This window comes from Brevibacterium sp. 50QC2O2 (assembly GCF_024580675.1).
In the GTDB taxonomy this organism is placed as follows: Bacteria; Actinomycetota; Actinomycetes; order Actinomycetales; family Brevibacteriaceae; genus Brevibacterium; species Brevibacterium moorei.
The window spans coordinates 161,162-178,855 of record NZ_JANIJZ010000006.1; the positions used below are offsets into that span (position 1 = coordinate 161,162).

12 protein-coding genes are annotated in these 17,694 nt (G+C 67.3%); 8 read left to right on the forward strand and 4 right to left on the reverse strand.

All coding sequences use genetic code 11. The annotated features are described in order from the left end of the window. The first annotated feature begins 48 nt into the window (after positions 1-48). The 6 genes from dusB (at position 49) to NQ038_RS07140 (ending at position 7,985) form a co-directional block, all read left to right on the forward strand. Entirely contained in the window at positions 49-1,248 is a 1,200-nt protein-coding gene (dusB, locus tag NQ038_RS07115; RefSeq protein ID WP_373456790.1) for a tRNA dihydrouridine synthase DusB, read from the forward strand. A 3-nt stretch (positions 1,249-1,251) separates the two neighbouring features. After that, the gene (locus tag NQ038_RS07120) at positions 1,252-2,550 is read left to right on the forward strand and encodes a deoxyguanosinetriphosphate triphosphohydrolase (RefSeq protein WP_373456791.1); all 1,299 of its coding nucleotides are present in this window, start codon (positions 1,252-1,254) and stop codon (positions 2,548-2,550) included. A gap of 67 nt (positions 2,551-2,617) precedes the next feature. Then, positions 2,618-4,543 carry a DNA primase gene (gene dnaG / locus NQ038_RS07125; protein ID WP_257046504.1) on the forward strand — a complete coding sequence of 642 codons (1,926 nt, stop codon included), beginning with the start codon at positions 2,618-2,620 and terminating at the stop codon, positions 4,541-4,543. A 106-nt stretch (positions 4,544-4,649) separates the two neighbouring features. Further along, on the forward strand, positions 4,650-5,327 hold the full coding sequence (locus tag NQ038_RS07130) for a TetR/AcrR family transcriptional regulator (protein ID WP_257062208.1): 678 nt from the start codon (positions 4,650-4,652) through the stop codon (positions 5,325-5,327). Continuing rightward, on the forward strand, positions 5,324-7,096 hold the full coding sequence (locus NQ038_RS07135; protein WP_257046502.1) for an MDR family MFS transporter: 1,773 nt from the start codon (positions 5,324-5,326) through the stop codon (positions 7,094-7,096). Before NQ038_RS07130 ends, NQ038_RS07135 begins: the two co-directional genes overlap by 4 nt. Then, complete coding sequence (locus NQ038_RS07140) at positions 6,996-7,985, forward strand: D-2-hydroxyacid dehydrogenase (RefSeq protein ID WP_257062209.1); 990 nt, start codon at positions 6,996-6,998, stop codon at positions 7,983-7,985. The genes NQ038_RS07135 and NQ038_RS07140 overlap by 101 nt, the downstream gene beginning before the upstream one ends. 66 nt (positions 7,986-8,051) lie before the next feature. Here NQ038_RS07140 and NQ038_RS07145 read toward each other — a convergent pair whose 3' ends face one another. The 3 genes from NQ038_RS07145 to ppk2 form a co-directional block, all read right to left on the reverse strand. After that, entirely contained in the window at positions 8,052-9,488 is a 1,437-nt protein-coding gene (locus NQ038_RS07145) for a glyceraldehyde-3-phosphate dehydrogenase (RefSeq protein ID WP_257056875.1), read from the reverse strand. 84 nt (positions 9,489-9,572) lie between these two features. Beyond that, positions 9,573-10,655 carry a YhjD/YihY/BrkB family envelope integrity protein gene (locus tag NQ038_RS07150; protein ID WP_257062210.1) on the reverse strand — a complete coding sequence of 361 codons (1,083 nt, stop codon included), beginning with the start codon at positions 10,653-10,655 and terminating at the stop codon, positions 9,573-9,575. Positions 10,656-10,713: 58 nt separating this feature from the next. After that, positions 10,714-11,655 (reverse strand): polyphosphate kinase 2, encoded by a 942-nt coding sequence (ppk2, locus tag NQ038_RS07155; RefSeq protein WP_257046498.1) that lies wholly within the window; start codon positions 11,653-11,655, stop codon positions 10,714-10,716. Between the two features lie 69 nt (positions 11,656-11,724). On the opposite strand from ppk2, the gene NQ038_RS07160 reads away from it, so the two are divergent. Then, entirely contained in the window at positions 11,725-12,834 is a 1,110-nt protein-coding gene (locus NQ038_RS07160; protein WP_257062211.1) for an FUSC family protein, read from the forward strand. Here the strand turns inward: NQ038_RS07160 and NQ038_RS07165 are convergent. After that, positions 12,810-14,618, reverse strand: coding sequence for a long-chain fatty acid--CoA ligase (locus NQ038_RS07165; protein WP_306427800.1), 1,809 nt, complete (start codon positions 14,616-14,618; stop codon positions 12,810-12,812). The genes NQ038_RS07160 and NQ038_RS07165 overlap by 25 nt on opposite strands. 163 nt (positions 14,619-14,781) lie before the next feature. Between NQ038_RS07165 and leuS the strand changes: the two genes are divergently transcribed. Continuing rightward, positions 14,782-17,670 carry a leucine--tRNA ligase gene (leuS, locus tag NQ038_RS07170; RefSeq protein ID WP_257062213.1) on the forward strand — a complete coding sequence of 963 codons (2,889 nt, stop codon included), beginning with the start codon at positions 14,782-14,784 and terminating at the stop codon, positions 17,668-17,670. Positions 17,671-17,694 lie beyond the last annotated feature (24 nt).

Below are 17,694 nucleotides of genomic sequence, written 5' to 3' on the forward strand. Positions count from 1 at the left end.
CATCCGCATACTAAGACGGGCATTTGACGCGCGGTGGATAATGGGGGAGTGACCACCTCGTATCAGACCATCGAAGCATCCTCCGGGGCCGCCGCGCCCGGACGGCAACCGGCCCTGCGCATCGGGAACATCGAGCTGAGCTCTCCCGTCGTCCTGGCGCCCATGGCCGGCATCACCAATACCGCTTTCCGCAGGCTGTGTCGGGAGTACGGAGCCGGCCTCTACGTCACCGAAATGGTCACGACCCGCGCCCTGGTCGAACGCAATCCCAAGACGATGCGGATGATCCACCACGAGCCCTTCGAAACCCCGCGCTCGATTCAGCTCTACGGAGTCGATGCGAAGACCATCGGCCAGGCGGTGCGGCTGGTCGTCGAGGAGGACAGGGCCGACCACATCGACCTGAACTTCGGCTGCCCGGTCCCCAAGGTCACCCGCAAGGGCGGCGGGTCCGCCCTGCCGTGGAAGCTCGACCTGTTCACCGATATCGTCACCACGGCCGTGCGCGAGGCCTCCCGCCGCGATGTACCGGTGACCGTCAAGATGCGCAAGGGAATCGACGCGGACCATCTGACCTACCTGGAGGCCGGCCCGATCGCCGCCGAGGCCGGGGCCGCGGCCATCACCCTGCACGGGCGGACCACCGCCGACCTGTACTCCGGCCACGCCGACTGGGAGGCGATCGCACGCCTCAAGGACCTCATCGGCGACCGGGTGCCGGTCCTGGGCAATGGCGATATCTTCGCCGCCGAGGACGCCCAGGCGATGATGGCCGAAACCGGTTGCGATGGTGTCGTGGTGGGCCGCGGCTGTATGGGCCGACCCTGGCTGTTCGGCGATCTGGCCTATGCCCTGCGCGGTTCCGAACAGCGGATCCGGCCGGACCTGCGGATGGTCGCCGAGACCGTCTACCGGCACGGCGTCTACCTGATGGAGCACTACCAGGACGAATTCATGGGAGTGCGCGATCTGCGCAAGCACATCGCCTGGTACTTCAAAGGCTACCCGGTCGGTGGGGAGCTGCGCTCGCAGCTGGCCAAGGTGTCCTCACTGGACGAGCTGCGCGGCCTGTTGCAGCGCCTCGACCTCGATGCCCCCTATCCGGGGGCCGACGCCGAGGGCTCGCGTGGGCGGACCTCGCGGGCGAAGAAGCCGCATCTGCCCGAAGGATGGCTGGACTCCCGGACGCTGCACGAGGAGCACCGGGCCGACCTGGCCGAGGCCGAACTCGACGTTTCCGGGGGCTGAGGGATGACCGCGATGCCGGGCGCCCTGCCCCAGGGTGTGGCGGGCTACAGCCTTGACGACCGGGCGCGCTGGGTCCACGAACCGCAGAAGAGTCCGCGCCGCTCCGCGTTCCAACGGGACCGGGCGCGCGTCCTGCACTCCTCGGGCCTGCGTCGGCTGGGCGCGAAGACCCAGGTGGTCTCGCCGGGCAGTGACGACTTCGTGCGCACCCGCCTGACCCATTCACTCGAGGTGGCACAGGTGGGCCGCGAACTCGCCCGCTACCTGGGCAGCGATCCCGATGTCGTTGACGCCGCCTGCCTGGCCCACGACCTGGGACACCCGCCCTTCGGCCACAACGGCGAAGCGGTACTCGACGAGATCGCCCGCGACATCGGCGGATTCGAGGGCAATGCGCAGACGCTGCGCGTTCTCTCCCGGCTCGAACCCAAGGTGCTCGGCCCCGGTGGCCGGCCCGCCGGCCTCAACCTGACGCGCGCCACCCTCGACGCGTGCATCAAATATCCCTGGCCGCGCGCCGCGGCGCCCACGCCGGATACCGCCAGTGCGACGATCAGGAAGTTCGGCGTCTACGCCGACGATCGGGAGGTCTTCGACTTCGTCCGTGCGGGGCGCGACGATGGGCGCAGGTGCATCGAGGCCCAGTTGATGGATCTGGCCGACGACATCTCCTATTCGGTGCACGACGTCGAGGACGCGATCAACTCGGGCTTCCTCGACCTGGACGCCTACCGCAACGATCATGCCCTGGCCGGTCTGCTCGACATCACCAGGCAGTGGTATCTGCCCCAGATCGAGGACGCCCCACTGCTGGCGGCGCTCGAACGGCTGCGCGCGCAACCGTATTGGCCCCACGGCGAGTTCGACGGCTCCCGCCGCGCCCAGGCAGCGCTCAAGCATATGACCAGCCAGCTGATCGGACGGTTCGCCGGTGCCGCGGAAGCCGCGACCCACGCGGTCTACGGCTGGGAGCCGCTGGGCCGCTACGACGGCCGGCTGATCGTTCCAGACGACACCAGGATCGAGATCGCGGTGCTCAAGGGGCTCGCCACCGTGACCGTCATGGTCGCCCAGGACCGCCTGCGGCTGCAGCGGATCCAGGCACGGGTCATCGGGCAGCTGTGCGAGTACTTCGCGGAGCGCCCGGAGGCGATGGACAGGATGTTCTTCCTCGACCATTGGGACGCCGCGGACGACGCCGGGCGGCTGCGGGTGGTCGTCGACCAGGTGGCGACCCTGACCGATCATTCGGCCTGGGCGCATTACCACACGATGCAGAACGACACCGGCAGCCTGTTGTGAGCCGCGCCGGGGCGCGGTGGGGTCTGCGGGGAATGGAACGGGGCGCGCGAGCGCGGAAGGAGTGCACATGCCGGGATTGATCCGGCGCGAGGACATCGACGAGGTCCGCGCCCGCACGCGCATCGACGAGGTGGTCGGTGACCATGTGAGCCTGCGCAGCGGGGGCGTCGACTCGCTCAAGGGGCTGTGCCCGTTCCACGATGAGCGCACCCCGAGCTTCCACGTGCGCCCCAGTATGGGCCTGTACCACTGCTTTGGGTGTGGGGAGTCCGGTGATGTGTTCACCTTCCTGCAGAAGGTCGAGGGCCTGAGCTTCACCGAGTCGGTCGAACGGCTGGCCGAGAAGGCCGGACTGCAGCTGACCTATGAGGATGGCAAGGGTCCCGACCGGCGTGAGCAGGGGAGCAGGCAGCGCCTGATCGACATGCACCAGGTCGCCGCGGACTTCTTCCGGGAGAACCTGGGCGCACCCCAGGCCGAACCCGGCCGGGCCTATCTCAGCGAGCGCGGTTTCGACCTGACCGCCTGCCAGACCTACGGGGTGGGCTTCGCCCTGCCCGGCTGGGACAATCTGACCCGGCACCTATCCGGGCGCGGCTTCACCACCGACGATATGCTCAAGGCCGGTCTGGTGGTCCAGGGCAAGCGGGGGGTCTACGATCGGTTCCGCGGTCGTCTGACCTGGCCGATCCGCGATGTCTCCGGCCGGGTCATCGGTTTCGGCGCCCGGCGGATCCTGCCCGACGATCAGGGTCCGAAATACCTCAACACCCCGGAGACCCCCCTCTATCACAAGAACCAGGTCCTCTACGGGCTCGACCTGGCCAAGAAGTCGATTGCCAAGACCAAGCGCGTGGTCATCGTCGAGGGCTACACCGATGTGATGGCGGCCCAGTTGGCCGGTGTGACCCAGGCTGTGGCGACCTGCGGTACAGCCTTCGGCGAGGAGCACGTGAAGATCGTCCGGCGGCTGATGGGCGATGACGCCAGCGCCCACGGCGAGGTGATCTTCACCTTCGACGGTGATGAGGCCGGGCGCAATGCCGCTCTCAAGGCATTCAAGGAGGACCAGAAGTTCGTCTCGCAGACCTTTGTCGCCATCACCCCCGGTGGGATGGATCCGTGCGAGCTGCGGATGGCCCAGGGCGATGCCGCCGTGCGGGAGCTGGTCGACGGTCGCAGGCCCCTGGTCGAGTTCGCCATCACCTCGGTGGTGGACACCTTCGACATCGGCACGGTCGAGGGCAGGGTGGGTGCGATCCGGGCTGCTGCGCCGATGGTGGCGGGTCTGCGCGATGCTGCGCTGCGCCCGGGCTATGAGCGATTCGTCGCCGGATATCTCGGCGTGGACACCGCGGAGGTCGCCAGGGCGGTGCGGGCCGCGCGGTCCCGCAGGCACGGCTCACCCGGCCGTTCGGAACCGGAGCGGCACCGCCCGGTCGAGCCGACCCCGGCAGCTGCCCCCGGGTCTTCGCCCGGTTCGGTGTCCCAGACGATCGCGGCCTATGCCGAGGAACTGTCCCCGGCCGATGCCACCGCTCTCCGGGTCGAGCGCGGGGCCCTGCAGGTGGCCCTGCAACGCCCGGAGTTCGTCAACGCCCGACTGTTCGACGCCTTGAGCCCCGACACCTTCCGCGATCCGCGGCTGCGGGCGGTGCACCGGGCGATGGTGTCCTGCGGTGGGATCTCCCGGGCGATCGCGGTGGGGCCGGCCTGGCCGGAGGCCGTGATGCAATCGGCCGGAGAGGACCTGCGGCCCCTGGTGGGCGAACTCGCGGTATCCCCGCTGCCGGCGCAGGGGGAGGACGGGGTCGAACGCTACGCCAGGGGGATCGTCGCCCGGCTGTTCGACAACGACATGGTGCGGATCTCCGGTTTGCTGCACTCGCGGCTGCAGCGCACCGACCCGGCCGATGCCGCCACCAGTGCGAAACTGCTCGAACAGCTCACAGTGCTCGAGGTGCAGCGCTCCCGGCTGCGGCAGCAGATGTGATCCGACCGGCCCTGTGACCAGGGTGTATATGTGATCTGCCTTTAAAACTTGCACGGTCTGCAGATTTGCGCTTGCTGCAAACTTGCATACCGTGCATAATGATCTGGTGACTACAGAACCCCGTTATCCTTCCGAGCCGGAGGACTGTGGCGAATCACTGCGTGAGCGCAAGACCCGCGAACGTCGTCACGCCATCCACGCCGCGGCCGTCGACCTAGTCGGCGATGCCGGCCTCGACGCGGTGACGATCGCACAGATCGCCGATCGCGCCGAGGTCTCCAAGCGGACCTTCTTCAACTACTTTCCGTCGAAGGAGGCCGCGATCCTCGACCAGGGGGATCACGAATCCGACGGCAGTGAGCTGCGCGCCTTCATCCGCGACTTCCAACCGCGCCGGGACGACCTGGCCGAGGACATCGCCCACGTGGTGCGCCACGCCTTCGAATTCGTCGGACCCGCCTCGGCGACCCGCCCGCGGGTCCGTGCACTGCTGGTGCAGTACCCGCAGCTGGTCCTGCTGAACATGGAGGCGGTGCGCCGCTTCGACGAGGACATCGTGGCCGGCGTACGCGACAGGATCAAGACCCGCGGGATCGAACCGGCCGATGAGGCACGGGCGGACCGTCTGGCCCGGATGCTCACCCTGCTGTGCACCGTGCCCCTGCAACACGCTTTCAGATCCGCGAAGGTCGAACTCGACCGTGAACTGAATCAAGAGGAGATGGACGCGGCCTTCGAAGAATCCGTGGCCATGTTCAAAACCGTCATCGAAAGGATGAAATGAGTACCCCAGAGTCAACTGCCCGGAGGGCGCAGGCGCGGCACTCGCACCCGGGCGACGGTGAGATGAGCCAGTCCGGCATCATCCTGCTGTTCGTGGGCCTGATGATCGCGATGCTCATGTTCTCGCTCAACCAGACCATGTTGGGCACCGCGCTGCCGACCATCGTGGGCGAACTCAACGGCGTGGACCAGATGCTGTGGGTCTCCACGGCCTTCATGCTGGCCTCGACGATCATGATGCCGATCTACGGCAAGCTCTCCGATATGTTCAACCGGAAGTACATCTTCATCGCGGCCATTGTGGTGTTCCTGGCCGGGTCGATCGTGGCCTTCTTCGCCCACAACATGGCACTGTTGATCCTGGGCCGTGTGCTCCAGGGGATCGGTGGCGGTGGCCTGATGATCCTCTCGCAGTCGATCATCGCCGCCGTCGTGCCTGCCCGACAGCGTGGTAAGTACATGGGCATCATGGGCGCGAACTTCGCGGTGTCCTCCGTCGCCGGCCCCCTGATCGGCGGCTGGATCACCGAGGGCCCCGGCTGGCGGTGGAACTTCGCGTTGATGATCCCATTGGGCATTCTGGCGCTGATCTCGGCGATCATCTTCCTCAAGGTTCCGCACCTGAACCACGGGCGCAAAGACCGCAAGCTCGACATCGCCGGTATGGTGCTCATCGCCGAGTTCACTTCGGCGCTGATCCTGGCCACGGCCTGGGGCGGTCACCAGTACGAATGGACCGACCCGGTCATCGTCACCCTGCTGGGCGTGGCAGTCGCCAGCGCAGTCGTCTTCGTGTTCGTGGAGAACGCGGTGGACAACCCGATCATCCCGATGAGCCTGTTCACGGACCGGAACTTCGTGCTGTGCACCATCTCCGGCATCTTCGTGGGTATCGGCATGTTCGGCGCCCTGTCCTATCTGCCGACCTTCCTGCAGATGGTCCACGGCATCGCCCCGACGCCCGCCGGCCTGATGATGGTGCCGATGAACGGTGTGATGCTGCCGGTGTCGATCATCGTGGGCTTCCTCGTGTCCAAGACCGGCCGTTACAAGTTCTACCCCGTTATCGGCCTGGCCCTGGTGGGCGTCGCCCTGGTCCTGTTGGGCACCGTCACTGCCGACCAGAACGCCTGGGTGATGATCGGCTATCTGTGTGTGATGGGTCTGGGCCTTGGCCTGGGCATGCAGACCCTGGTGCTGATCGTGCAGAACTCGTTCCCAGTGAGCATGGTCGGTACCGCGACCGCCTCGAACAACTTCTTCCGTCAGATCGGCGCGACCCTGGGGATGTCGGTGATCGGCTCGCTGTTCACCAACCGGCTGACGAACAACCTCAGCGACGGGCTCAAACAGTTGGGACCCGAGGCCGCCAAGGCCATGTCCGGTGGCGGGGCGAACTCGTTGACCCCTGACTTCGTCAAGACCCTGGCCAATCCTGTCCACGATATGATCACCCACGCCTACGCCGATGCGCTGGTCCCGGTGTTCATGTGGGTCAGCCCGACAGCCTTCATCGGTGCGATCATCCTGCTGTGGGTCAAGGAGAAGGCGCTGGCGACGAAGATCGTCCAGGATACGCCCGAAGCCCACCGGGAGATCCTCGATACGAATACGATGGCGGTGGTGGGCGACGGGCCCGCCACAGCCGACGCAATCGAGGAGGCACTGCATGACGCAGACGCCACAGAAGCCAACCCCGGAGACGGTCCTGACCATCGTGCAGGATCCCCAGCTGCAGAGGTCACCGCGCCTAGCGGGCCTAAGCACTGAGGTGCGCTGGGCGCACGCGGACAATCTGGCCGCGCTGCTGCCCGGCACCGAGGTGCTCTTCATCCGCAGCCCACGGGCCGCCCGCGAGCTCCCCGAGCTCGTGGACACGGCCGGTGGGCTGCGCTGGATTCACACCGGCTCAGCCGGAGTCGATCACCTGGGCGATCCCCGGATCGCAGCGCTGGGGGCGGCCGTGACGAATGCCAGGGGAGTGTTCGACGAGCCGATGGCCGAATGGGTGCTGTCCCACCTGTTCGCCCATGTCAAGGAGCATGCACGGTTCGCCCGACAGCAGGCCGCCCACGAGTGGGCCTACCGACCCACCGGAATGCTCGCGGGAACGTCGGCGCTGATCGTGGGAGTGGGCTCGATCGGGCGCGCGATCGCCAGGGCGCTGCGCGCGGTGGGGGTCTCCTGTTCCGGCGCCGGCACCCACGCCAGGGCGGGCGATGCGGAATTCGAGACCATCGTCGATTCCGCCCGATTGGCCGAGCACGTCGGTGCATACGACTGGATCATCGACATCGCCCCACTGACCGGGGCGACCCGTGGACTCATCGACTCCCGGGTGCTGGAGGCCTGTGCGCCACACGCGGTACTGGTCAATCTGGGCAGGGGAGCGTCCGTGGTCACCGATGACCTCGTCGGTGCGCTTGAGGCGGGAACCATTGCCGGGGCCATCCTCGATGTCACCGATCCGGAGCCGCTGCCGGCCGACCACCCGCTGTGGGACGCGCCCGGGATCGTTATCACACCGCACATGAGCGGTGACCTGCGTGATTCCGAGGAGCGCGTGAACGACCAGTTCATCGAGAACTGGGAGCGCTTCCAGACCGGTGGGGAATTGCTCAACCCCGTCGATGTGGCCCGCGGCTACGCCCGGGCGTGATCCCCGGGACATGCGCAGGGGGCGCGGAGCCGACAATGGCTCCGCGCCCCCTGCGCATCTCTTAGCTCAGCCCAGTGCAGGGAAGGCCGGGGCCGCTGCCCCGGTCATCTGCGCGGCGATGCGCACAACCTGGCAGGAGTAGCCGAACTCGTTGTCATACCACACGTAGAGAACCGCGCGGTTGCCCTCGACGATCGTGGCCAGGCCGTCGACGACACCTGCCCGCCGGGACCCGACGAAGTCGGTGGACACAACCTCCGGGGAGGCGATGTAGTCGACCTGGTTGCGCAGCCGCGAGTTCAGTGAGACCTGGCGCAGGAAGTCGTTGAGGTCATCTGCGGTGGTCTCCTTGGCCAGGTTGAGGTTCAGCACGGCCATCGACACGTCCGGGGTGGGGACGCGGATCGAATTGCCGGTGAGCTTGCCGGCCAGTTCCGGCAGCGCCTTGGCAACCGCGGTGGCGGCACCGGTCTCCGTGAGCACCATATTGAGCCCGGCTGCGCGGCCGCGGCGCTCCTTCTTGTGGAAGTTGTCGACCAGGTTCTGGTCGTTGGTGTATGAGTGGACGGTCTCCATGTGCCCGTTGACCACGCCGAATTCGTCGTTGACGACCTTGAGCACCGGGGTGATGGCGTTCGTGGTGCAGGAGGCCGCGGACAGGATCGTGTCGGTATCGGTGATCGAATCGTTGTTGACGCCGAAGACGATGTTCTTCAGCGCGCCCTTGCCAGGTGCCGTCAGCAGCACCTTCGCAGCGCCCGGGCACTGCAGGTGCTTGGACAGGCCGGCCTCGTCGCGCCACTTACCGGTGTTGTCGATGACGAGGGCGTCCTCGATGCCGTAGGCGGTGTAGTCGACCGTCGATGGATCGTTGGAGTAGATGACCTGGATCAGCACGCCGTTGGCCAGGATCGTCTCGGCTTCCTCGTCGACGACGATGTTGCCGTCGAACTTGCCGTGGATCGAATCGCGGCGCAGCAGGGAGGCGCGCTTGATGATGTCGTCATCGCTGTTGCGGCGGACCACAACGGCGCGCAGGCGCATACCGGAATTGCCCGCCCGGTCGATCAGGATGCGGGCCAGCAGTCGGCCGATCCGACCGAAGCCGTAGAGCACGACATCGCGGGGGGCACCTGCGGCGGTGTGAGCGCCGACGACGGGGGCGAGCTCGGAGCGCAGGTAGTCGGCGAGTTCACCGCCGGTGGTGCGGAAGCCCGCTGCCAGACGGCCCAGGTCGATCCGGGCCGCGCCCAGGTCCAAGGTCTCGAGTACTTCGGCGATGGCCAGGGTCTCGCCCAGGTCCAGATCGGTTGTATCGAAGTGTCGGGCGTATCGGTGTGCCTTGATGATGCCGTTGACCGACTTGTTCAGCAGGCTCCGACCGTACACGGTCAGCAGAACCTCGTTGTTCCGGTGCAGGCGGCCCACGATCGGCAGCAGCTGCTCCGCTGCGTCCTGTTTGGCGGTCCACTCCTGCATCTTCGCTGTGGCGAGATCACTCACGGGTCAGTCCCTTTCGTTGGGTTGAGGATGCGTCGGGCCCATTCTACGTGGAGTGGAAGTGGGTTTCGGCCCCAGGTGCTCCGCTCAGCGCCCGCCGGGGATGTGACTTTGACTGCTTTTGCGGATCCGATACAGGCCGGTGAAGGCGAGCGCCAGCATTCCGCTGCCCAGGCTGAGAGCGGCGACCGCCTCGGTCGAGCGCCGCAGCCGACCGGGCGTCCCCTGCGTCGGAGCGATGGCGGGGGCGGTGGCGGGAACCTCGGCGACGATTGTGGGCCCGTCGATTCCGGTGCCCATCCACGCCGCGATCACCAGCATGATCCGGGCGAACACGTTCAGAGCGGCCATGATCGCGATCACCGGGCCGAACAGGGCCGCAGTGGGCGAAGAGGAGAACGCCCCGATCAGTACGGTGGCCAGGTTGATCAGCACGGTCAGCGCGACGGCTCCCAGGGCCGAGCCGATCATCCGGGTGCGCATGGGCACCGGCCGGGCCGGCAACAGGGTGAAGATGAACAAGAACAGGGTCCAGGCGGCGGCCAGTGAGATGAGCAGCCCAGCTGGGGTCACCACGCCGTAGAACCAGCCGGGCAGCGCGGCCCGGTCGATGATCCACGTCGCCAGCCCGGTGCCGAGAACGGTGGCGGCGACTGTCAGGGCCGCCCCGATGAGGATGCCCACCAGGGTCAGGGTGTTGGTCAGGAAACGGCGGACGAACGACTCCTTCGGAATGTCATCCATGTTCGGAGTCAGCTGGGCGCGCACGGCGTCCTTGACATTGCCGATGAAACCCTGACTCGTGTACAGCGCCGAGACGATGCCCAGGATGCCCACCCCGGCCCAATTGGACAGGTAGGAGTGCAACAGGTCGACCAGCTGATCCTGGCCCGGCACCAGCCTGCCGATCCAGTCCTCGACAACGGGAATGAACTCGGGGCGGGCCACATCGAGGACGAACCCCAGGGCGGCGAAGGCGAACATGAGCATCGGCAGTACCGCCAAGATCAGGAAGTAGGTGATCGCGGCGGCGAACTGATTGCCCAGCCGGGCCGAGTACCTGCTCATGGTGTCGCGGATGTGGACGATGCCAGGTCTGTGCGTGATTTGCCGGGATCTGCGCTGCAGATCGGACTCCTCGGCCAGCAGGCTGCTGATGCGGGTATCCATGTGGTCTGGTCTCCTCTCGGGCGCCGGCGGGACCGGAGCCGATGTGGCCGGTGCGCTCTCAGCCGCGGTGCTGTTTGTGCTTCTTCGCCCGCGCGGTGGGGGACTCGCCGGAATCGTAGATCCGATCGGGGGCGCCGACCAACAGGGGATCGGGGGTCAGAGCCACCTCCGGGTCCTTGTCCGGGTAGTCGTAGAGGCCGAGCACATGGCGCATCGCCTCGAGCCTGGCTCTCTTCTTGTCATTCGACTTGACCACAGTCCACGGCGCATAGTCGGTATCGGTGCCCTGGAACATCGCCTCCTTGGCGGCGGTGTACGCATCCCACTTGTCCAGGCTGGCCAGATCGGTCGGTGAGAGCTTCCACTGCTTGACCGGATCGGTCAGTCTGTCGCCGAACCGGCGCAGCTGTTCCTCCCGGCCCACGGAGAACCAGAACTTCACCAGTGTGATGCCCGAACGCACGAGCAACCGCTCGAACCGCGGGGTCTCCCACATGAACTCCTCGTACTGCTCATCGGTGCAATACCCCATGACGCGTTCCACCCCGGCCCTGTTGTACCAGGACCGGTCGAACAGCACCATCTCGCCCCCGGCCGGCAGATGCGCGACATAGCGCTGGAAGTACCACTGGGTGAGCTCGCGCTCCGTGGGCTTCTCCAGGGCCACAACCCGTGCGCCGCGGGGGTTGAGGTGCTCGGTGAAGCGCTTGATCGCCCCGCCCTTGCCCGCGGCGTCGCGGCCCTCGAAGATCAGCACGAGCTTCTGGCCGGTCTCCTTGACCCATGCCTGCAGCTTGAGCAACTCGATCTGCAGCAGTCGCTTCTGCGCCTCGTAGTCCGCCCGCGAGAGCTTCTTGTCGTAGGGGTAATCTTGTTTCCAGGCGGCCGCCTCCGAATCACCCCGCAGGCTGTCCGCAAGCGCCTGGGCCTGCGCCCGCCGTTGTTCGTCCTGGGGATCCTCGATCCGCTCCACGTGCTGTTTACCGCCGGTTTCGCTCATGCTGCCAGTCTATGGGAACTCAATCCCGTGCACCGCCGTTTCTTCACCGTCGAATAGGAGGGGACACCCGTGCCCACACGATCCGCTGCCCGATTCCTCGGCCCGATCATGATCTGGCCGGAGAGGCTGCTGCGCCTCGACGTCGAGGCGGCGCTGCGAGCGGCACTGTGCGTCACCGTGCCACTGCTGGTCCTGCTGGCACTGGGACGGATGGACCTGGCAGCGTATGTCTCCTTCGCGGCCTTCACCTCCCTCTACGGCCGCTATGAGACCTACAAGCACCGCACCGGCACCCTGCTGGTCGCAGCCGGGATGCTGTCGGCGTGTATCCTGGCCGGCCTGCTGTACTCGGCGTTCGGCACCGCGGCCACGGGTCCGCGCCTCGGCGGGGTACCCCTGGTCTTCGTGCTCATCCTCGTCGTGGTCTCCGGCGTCGGCATGCTCCTGTCGGCGGTGATGAACTGGGTGCCCTACGGCTCCATCTTCTTCGTCTTCGCGTTCTCCGTCGTCTCCTCCGTGCCGGTTGCCCCCGGGCAGGTTCTCAGCAGGTTCCTGGTATCACTGGCCTGCTGCCTGTTCTGCCTGTTCATCGGCCTCTCCGGGGGACTCGTCAGGGCGCTCGACGAACACAACCGGGTGGCCAGAGGGGACCTGCACGTGCCGGGGCGCAATCCGGGCGCGCTGCGCAACCGCGCGGTCTGGGCCTCGGCCGGAACGACCGCCGGCGCCGTGGCGGTGGCCACCCTGGCCGTTGCCGGCCTGGGCCTGGGACATGCCTACTGGGCGGCCTGCGCCGTGTGCACGACCATGCCGCGGCCCGGACAGCCCCTGAGCCTCTCGCGGATCGCCCACCGCGTCATCGGCACGGCGGGAGGGGTCCTGGTCACCGCCGGGATCCTCGTGTTCGAGCCCCCGGTGTGGATGTGCATTGTGGTCGTCGGCATCGCCCAGCTCCTCGCCGAACTCTTCGTCGGCCAGGTCTACTGGCTGGCGATGTTCTTCGTCACCCCACTGGCACTGGTATCGAGTCAGCTGTCGGCGCACTATCCCGTGCACCGGATGCTCCCGGAGCGCTTCACCGACACGCTGGTCGGCGGCCTGGTCGTGCTGGCCCTTCTCCTGGTCTCCCGGCTGGCCCGCAAGCGGCGGGGAGCTCAGGCCGGGCGCGGCGTGGAATAGAGCGCTTCGAGCTCTGCGGCGAAGTCCTGCAACACGACCGGCCGCTTGACCGACTGCTTGGCGGACAGATAGCCCGCGGCCTCGGTCAACTCCACCGGCACGATGCGGAACGCCCGAATGCCCTCGGCACGGGAGACCCGCGCATTCGCCCGGTCCACCGCGGCCTGGATCGAGGCGCGCACCGCCGGATGCGCCGCTGCCCGGTCCAATGACAGCGGTGGCAGACCGTGGGCCTCCAACCAACCCGGCAGCATCTCCGGATCGAGGAAGATCAGCGCCCCGACGAATTTCCGCTGCTCGCCCACGACGACCGGCTGGCCCACCAGGGGATGGCGGCGAATCACGTCCTCCAAGGGCGCCGGGGCAACATTCTTCCCTCCCGAGGTCACAATGAGTTCCTTCTTCCGCCCCGTAATCGACAGATAGCCCTCCTCGTCCAGCGAGCCGAGATCGCCGGTGGCCAGCCAATCGCCGTGGAATGTCGCCGCCGTGGCCTCGGGATTGTTCAAATAGCCCGAGAACACCGGCGGGCCCTGGACCAGGACCTCCCCGTCGCCGGCCACCGCCACCGCACATCCGGGCAGGGGCACTCCGACCGTGCCGATGCGCGAGGCACCCGGTCGGTTGACCGTCACGGGCGCGGTCGTCTCCGTGAGCCCATAGCCCTCGAGTACCCTGACACCGATCCCCGAGAAGAAATGACCCAGGTGCTCGCCCAACGGCCCACCACCGGAGATCGCATACTCCGCCCTGCCGCCGAGCACCGCGCGCAGCCTGGCATAGACCAGCCGGTCGAACAACGCATGGCGCAGGCGCAGCCCCCAGGGGACCCGGCCGGCATCCGCGGCGCGCGAATACGCCACCGCGGTGATCTCGGCCAGGGTGAAGATCCTGCCCTGACCGCCGGACTGCGCCTTCGCCCTGGCCGCGTTGAAGACCTTCTCGAAGACCCGCGGCACACCCAGGACGAAGGTCGGACGGAACACCGCAAGGGACTCGGTCAACCTGCCCAGGTCGTGCTGATGGCCCAACACCACGCCCTCACAGATCGAGATGACCTGAATGAACCGGGCGAACACATGGGCCGTGGGGATGAACAGCAGGCACCGGGCACCCGGTGCGAGTACCTCGGGCATGGACCGGGACGCCGCCTGCGCGGTGAGCACGAAATTCGCGTGGGTCAACAGGCACCCCTTGGCCCGTCCCGTCGTGCCCGAGGTGTAGATGATCGTCGCCACATCCTGCGGTCCCACCCGGCGCCGCTGCGCGTCGAGCGCAGTGTCGGTGACGGACCGCCCCGCCCGGTGCAACTGCGCCAGGGAGTCCTCGTCGTCCCACATATGGACCGGCAGCCCGGCGCCGGCGGGCACCCCGGCCAGCACCTCGCGGTGCCCGGCATCGGCGACCAGCATGAGCGCGGGCCTGGCATCGGCGAGCATCCATTCGATCTGCTCGGCGCTCGCGGTGTCGTAGAACGGGATGCTGGTGGCGCCGGCGAACCAGATCGCGAAGTCCGCGACGGCCCAGCGGTAACTGCTCGGGCCGAAGATCCCCACGCGGGAACCCGGGCCGAGGCCCGCCGCCACCAGGCCCTTGGCCACTGCGATGACATCGGCGTGGAATTCCGCGCGGGTGATGGCCTCCTCCGTCCGTTCGTGCACGATGCTCAGCGCATGGGCATCGGGGTCGGCGGCCAGTGCGCGCAGAAAGCAGTCGGTGATCGTCGAGGTGTCGTCGGGGGAGTAGGTCGCTGGGGTGGCGGACTGACGCATCCATCCGGTCATGGGATCTCCTTTGAAAACGGCCGGCGCTTGGACCCATCGTACGTGCTCGGGCCCCGGGAGGTCGCCGGGCGCCGGTGACAGCGCGATAGAATGATCCGGTATCTTTCCCGGATCTCCCACCGTGGGACGTCCGGATGTGCACGATCCATTGGAAAGGACCCCCATGACTTCTGCCGCCGAGCAGGCACAGTTCCGCTACGACGCTGAGCTGGCGGGCACCCTCGAGCTCAAATGGCAGGACGCCTGGGAGGCCGAGGGCACCTACGCCTCACCCAATCCGGTCGGCGACCTGGCCGACAGTCCCCGTGATTACAGTGCCGAGGACCGCGAGCCGGTGTACCTCATGGACATGTTCCCCTACCCCTCCGGCAAGGGACTGCACGTGGGCCATCCGCTGGGTTATGTCGCCACCGATGTCTACGCCCGTTATCAGCGGATGTTGGGCAAGAACGTCATGCACGCCCTGGGGTACGACGCCTTCGGCCTGCCGGCGGAGCAGTTCGCGGTGCAGACCGGGCAGCACCCACGGATCACCACGGAGGAGAACATCGCGAATATGCGCAGGCAGCTGCGCAGGCTGGGGCTGGGCCACGACGCCCGCCGGACCTTCGCGACGACGGACTCGGAATTCGTCAAGTGGACGCAGTGGATCTTCCTGCAGATCTTCAACTCCTGGTACGATCCGCAGGCCGCCGACGGCCGCGGCGCCGCCCGGCCGATCGCCGATCTGATCGCCCAGTTCGCCACGGGCGAGCGCGCCACGGGCCTGGGTGACTGGCGTGCGCTCACCCCGACGCAGCAGGAGCGGGTGCTGCAGGACTACCGCCTGGCCTACGTCTCCGAATCGCCGGTCAACTGGTGCCCGGGTCTGGGCACGGTGCTGGCCAATGAGGAGGTCACCGCCGAGGGGCGCAGTGAACGTGGGAACTTCCCGGTGTTCACCCGCAAGCTCAAGCAGTGGAATATGCGCATCACCGCGTACGCCGACAGGCTGGCGGACGACCTGGACCGGGTCGACTGGCCGGAGGCGGTGAAGAACATGCAGCGCAACTGGATCGGCCGCTCGACGGGCGCCTATCTGGACTTCCTGGTCTCCGACGCCTCCGGCGCCGCCCTGGGCGAGGACGCGATCCGCGTGTACACCACCCGCCCCGATACGATCTTCGGTGGCATGTTCCTGGTGCTCAGCCCCGAACACCCCGACGTGCAGCGTTTCACCGCCGCCGCCTGGCCGGCGGACACCGATTCCCGGTGGACCGACGGGGCACAGACGCCGGGCGAGGCGGTGACCGCCTATCAGCGAGCGGCAGCGGCGAAGACCTCGGTGCAGCGCCAGGAGGAGAAGACGAAGACCGGCGTATTCACCGGCACCTATGTCGCCAATCCCGCCACGGGCCGGGCGATGCCGGTGTTCGTCGCCGATTACGTGCTGATGGGCTACGGCACCGGTGCCGTCTACGGCGTGCCGGCCGAGGACCAGCGCGACTGGGACTTCGCCAAGGCCTTCGGCCTGCCCTATGTGCGCACCGTTGCACCGGGCGCCGAGCACGATGAGGACGCCCCCTATACGGGCGCGGGTGAGAAGATCAACTCGGCGAACGCCGAAATCGATCTCAACGGACTCGACATCGCCACTGCCAAGGAACGCGTCCTCGCCTGGTTGGGCGCCAAGGGGCAGGCGCAGGAGACGAAGCAGTACCGGCTGCGCGACTGGCTCTTCTCCCGCCAGCGCTACTGGGGCGAACCCTTCCCGATCGTCTACGACGAAGAGGGCACCCCGCACGCCCTGCCGGCGGACATGCTGCCGGTGGACCTGCCGGAGGTCGACAACTTCTCGCCGCGCACCTTCGCAGCCGACGACGTCGACTCCGAACCGGAGCCCCCGTTGGGCCGGGCCCAGGAATGGGTGAACGTGACCCTGGATCTGGGCGACGGACCCAAGCGGTACCGCCGGGAGACGAACACGATGCCCAACTGGGCCGGCTCCTCCTGGTACCAGCTGCGCTACGCCGATCCGCACAACGACCGGGCGCTGGTCGATCCGATCAACGAGGCCTACTGGCTGGGGCCGCGCACCCCCGGTGCCTCGGGCGGCGCGGATCTGTACGTCGGCGGAGTCGAACACGCGGTGCTGCACCTGCTGTACTCCCGGTTCTGGCACAAGGTGCTGTTCGACCTGGGCTACGTATCGTCCTTCGAACCGTTCCACAAGCTGATCAACCAGGGCTACATCCAGGCCTATGCGTTCACCGACGCCCGCGGCGTCTACGTTCCGGCCGCCGAGGTCACCGAACGGACCGGTGCCGACGGCACCTCGACGTTCTGGTACCAGGGCGAGCAGGTCGCGCGCGAATACGGCAAAATGGGCAAGTCGCTGAAGAACATGGTGACCCCGGATGAGATGTACGACGACTACGGCGCGGACACCTTCCGCGTCTACGAGATGTCGATGGGCCCGCTGGAGGACTCCAGGGCCTGGGAGACCCGCGCGGTCGTCGGTGCACAGCGTTTCCTGCAGCGCGTATGGCGCCTGGCCGTCGACGAATCCACCGGTGCGTCCCTGGTCTCGGAGGAGCCGGCGGACGAGGCGACCCGCAAGGTCCTGCACGCGACGATTAAGGGCGTTCGCGAGGATATGGACGCCTTCCGGTTCAACACCGTCGTGGCCAAGCTGATCGTGCTGGTCAACCATCTGACCAAGGCGGGCAGCGCCCCGCGCGAGGCGCTGGAACCGCTGATCACCATGCTCGGTCCGCTGGCCCCGCACCTGGCGGAAGAGCTGTGGCATCGGCTGGGACATGCGGACTCGGTCGTGTATGCGCCGTACCCCGTCTACGATGAGGCCTACCTGGTCGCCGAGACCGTGACCGCCGTGGTCCAGGTCAAGGGCAAGGTACGCGATCGGCTCGAGGTGTCTCCGGATATCAGCGCCGAGGAACTTGAAGCGCTGGCCCTGGAGTCCAAGGGCGCGCTGCGGGCCCTGGCCGGTGCCGGGGTGCGCAAGGTGATCGTGCGCGCACCGAAGCTGGTCAACATCGTTCCAGAGGCCTGATCGGCAGCACGTTCACAGGGGCAC